General features: G+C 69.0%; 5 protein-coding genes. 4 read left to right on the forward strand and 1 reads right to left on the reverse strand.

Going from position 1 to position 2631, the window contains the following annotated elements:
* Positions 1-5: 5 nt before the first annotated feature.
* A complete protein-coding gene (locus B9G38_RS15935) occupies positions 6-431 on the forward strand; it encodes a VOC family protein (RefSeq protein WP_086221029.1) in 426 nt (141 codons plus the stop codon).
* Positions 432-460: 29 nt separating this feature from the next.
* Here B9G38_RS15935 and B9G38_RS15940 read toward each other — a convergent pair whose 3' ends face one another.
* Positions 461-937, reverse strand: coding sequence for an SRPBCC family protein (locus B9G38_RS15940; RefSeq protein ID WP_233127246.1), 477 nt, complete (start codon positions 935-937; stop codon positions 461-463).
* A gap of 189 nt (positions 938-1126) precedes the next feature.
* Between B9G38_RS15940 and B9G38_RS18755 the strand changes: the two genes are divergently transcribed.
* From B9G38_RS18755 to B9G38_RS15950, 3 genes are all read left to right on the forward strand, one after another.
* Positions 1127-1249: a hypothetical protein gene (locus tag B9G38_RS18755; protein ID WP_255375988.1), complete on the forward strand. Its 123-nt coding sequence runs from the start codon at positions 1127-1129 to the stop codon at positions 1247-1249.
* A 158-nt stretch (positions 1250-1407) separates the two neighbouring features.
* Complete coding sequence (locus B9G38_RS15945) at positions 1408-1932, forward strand: CNNM domain-containing protein (protein WP_086221028.1); 525 nt, start codon at positions 1408-1410, stop codon at positions 1930-1932.
* A gap of 72 nt (positions 1933-2004) precedes the next feature.
* A partial coding sequence (locus B9G38_RS15950) for an ABC transporter ATP-binding protein (protein WP_143415542.1) occupies positions 2005-2631 on the forward strand: 627 nt, incomplete at its 3' end.

Below are 2631 nucleotides of genomic sequence, written 5' to 3' on the forward strand. Positions count from 1 at the left end.
CCGGCATCGAGGAGACCGTCGCGTTCTACGAGGACGTCCTCGGCTGGCACACGGTCAAGCGGACCCAGAACTACGACGACCCCGGGACGCCCCACTACTACTTCTCGCCGACGCCGGAGGGCGAGCCGGGGACCAACGTCACGTACTTCGAGTACCCGGACTCGCAGGGGACGCCCGGCCCGGGGGCGAGCCATCACTTCGCGTTCGGCGTCGAGGACGAGGCGACGCTCCGCGAGTGGCGGGACCACCTCGAATCCCACGACGTGCGCGTCTCCGAGGTGAAAGACCGCACCTACTTCGAGAGCGTCTACTTCACCGACCCCGACGGGCTCGTCTTCGAGTTAGCGACTGAGGGCCCCGGCTTCGCCCGCGACGAGGACGAACCCGGCAGCGCGGTCATCGACCCGTTCGAGGAGGGCTACGAGAACTGACGGGGCGGGCGGACGCCGCGTCCGCCGTCTCACTCCCCCTCGACGAGCGCCGCGAACCGGTCGAGCGCGCGCCGACAGACCGGGACGTACGGGGCCGCGATCAGCGGGACCTCGATCGCCGCGCGACACCGGTCGGGCTCCCCCGCGTACCGCTCGACGCGGTGCCCGGTGGCGGGGACGCCGGCGACCGCCCAGTCCCAGCGGAACCGCGTCGCGGCCGTCACCCGGAACGGGACCCAGACGCCCGCGACCCTGACCCGTCCGGTCGTTCCGGTCTCGACGAACCGGTCCGCGCTCTCGACGCCGCTGACGGACGGGCTCCAGTCGGGCCACCGTCGGGTGTCGCGGAGCGCCCTCACCGTCGGTTCCGGCGGCGCGTCGACGTCGCGACCGACCGCGAGCGTCGCGCCCTCGCGGACCACCGAGCCGCCGTCGTCGCGGTCGAACTCTCTGGACGGGTCGCGGCTTCCGAACACGTCGAATCGCTCGGGTGCCGTACCCCTCATCGCTGCGGTTCGCCCGCCGAATTTGTACGAGCGTACGGTTTGGAACCCCACAGACGGCGGTAATTCGCGGTTCGTCCACCGGTCGAGCTCCCGCGCAGTCGATCCATATTAATACCTTATATGGTATCAAGACTCATTATCTCTTTCCACGAAGGGTTAATACGGGGGTCCGAGCTATCGCAGGTCAATATGGCAAGCGATCGCGACACCATGAAAGACGTCTCGCACACCGCACCGAACGACACCTCCGCCGACGCCGTCTGGGAGCGAGGACGAGGCCCAGTCGTGGAAGAGGAAGAGGAAGAGGAGTAACGCCGTCCGCCTTCTCTGAGCGTGTCCTCGTTCAGCCGGACAGCACCGCGTACGCGCCGGACCCCTCGAACGGTCCTCGGTTAGTCGGCGGCTCCGATCGGTCCGCGAGCGGACGACTCCCGACGTCCCGCCGACACCCTCTTTGGCGTTCCATTTAAATACCCCTCACGGTCGGCGTCTCACTGGGAGCGGCGGGGATCGCGGCGGTGTTCGTGTTACTGGCCTTCAGCGCGTTCTTCTCGAGCTCCGAGACCGCGATCTTCTCGCTGCCGGCCGAGTGGTTCGAGCGGCAGGCCGCCACGGGCGACCCGCGGGGAGCCGTCCTGAAGGGGCTCCACGACGACCCGCATCGGCTCCTGGTGACGCTGCTCGTCGGGAACAACGTCGTCAACATCGCCATCTCGAGCATCGTCACCGTCCTGATCGCCGGGTACCTCCCCTCCGGGGCGGCGATCGCGGCGACGACCCTGTGTACGAGCCTCCTCGTCCTCGTGTTCGGCGAGATCGTCCCCAAGGCGTTCGGCCTCGGGAACGCGGAGACGTGGTCGCTCCGGGTCGCGTCGCCGGTCCGGCTGGTCGAGCGGACCCTCTCGCCGATCATCACGCTGTTCGACGCGGCCACTCGGCGCATGAACGCGTACATCAGCGGCGACGCGAACATCGAGAAGCCGTACACGGACTGACTCTTCGGAGCCGTTCTCGCGGCTGATACCCGCGGGGGTGGGTTTAACCCGGGCGACGGCGGAGTCGGGCGCATGATCGAGGCCTCGGGGCTGCGGAAGACCTACGGCGACTTCGCGGCCGTCGTCGACAGCGACTTCGCCGTCGACGAGGGGGAGGTGTTCGGGATCGTCGGCCCGAACGGCGCGGGCAAGACGACGACGCTCAAGGTGCTCGCCGGGCTCGTCGAGCCGACCGACGGCGAGGTGACCGTCGCCGGGTTCGACGCCTCCGACCCCGAGATGCGCCGGCACCTCGGGTTCCTGCCGGAGGAGTCGCCGCTGTACGAGGAGATGACCGCGCTGTCGTACCTCCGCTTCTTCGCCGACCTCTACGACGTGCCCCGGGAGGTCGCCGACGAGCGGATCGGGGCCGCGCTCGACCGGCTCGAACTGGACCACCGCGAGCGCCGCCTCGGCGACGTCTCGAAGGGGATGAAACGGAAGGTCGCCATCGCGCGCTCGCTCGTCAACGACCCGGACGTGCTGGTGTACGACGAGCCGGCCTCCGGGCTCGACCCCGTGACGACGAACTCCGTGCTGGCGTTCACCCGCGAGCTCCGCGAGACGGGCAAGACCGTCGTCTTCTCGGCGCACAACCTCTACCACGTCGAGTCCGTCTGCGACCGCGTCGTGGTGATGAACGAGGGCCGGATCGTCGCC

It is taken from the genome of Halorubrum sp. SD612 (assembly GCF_002135005.1).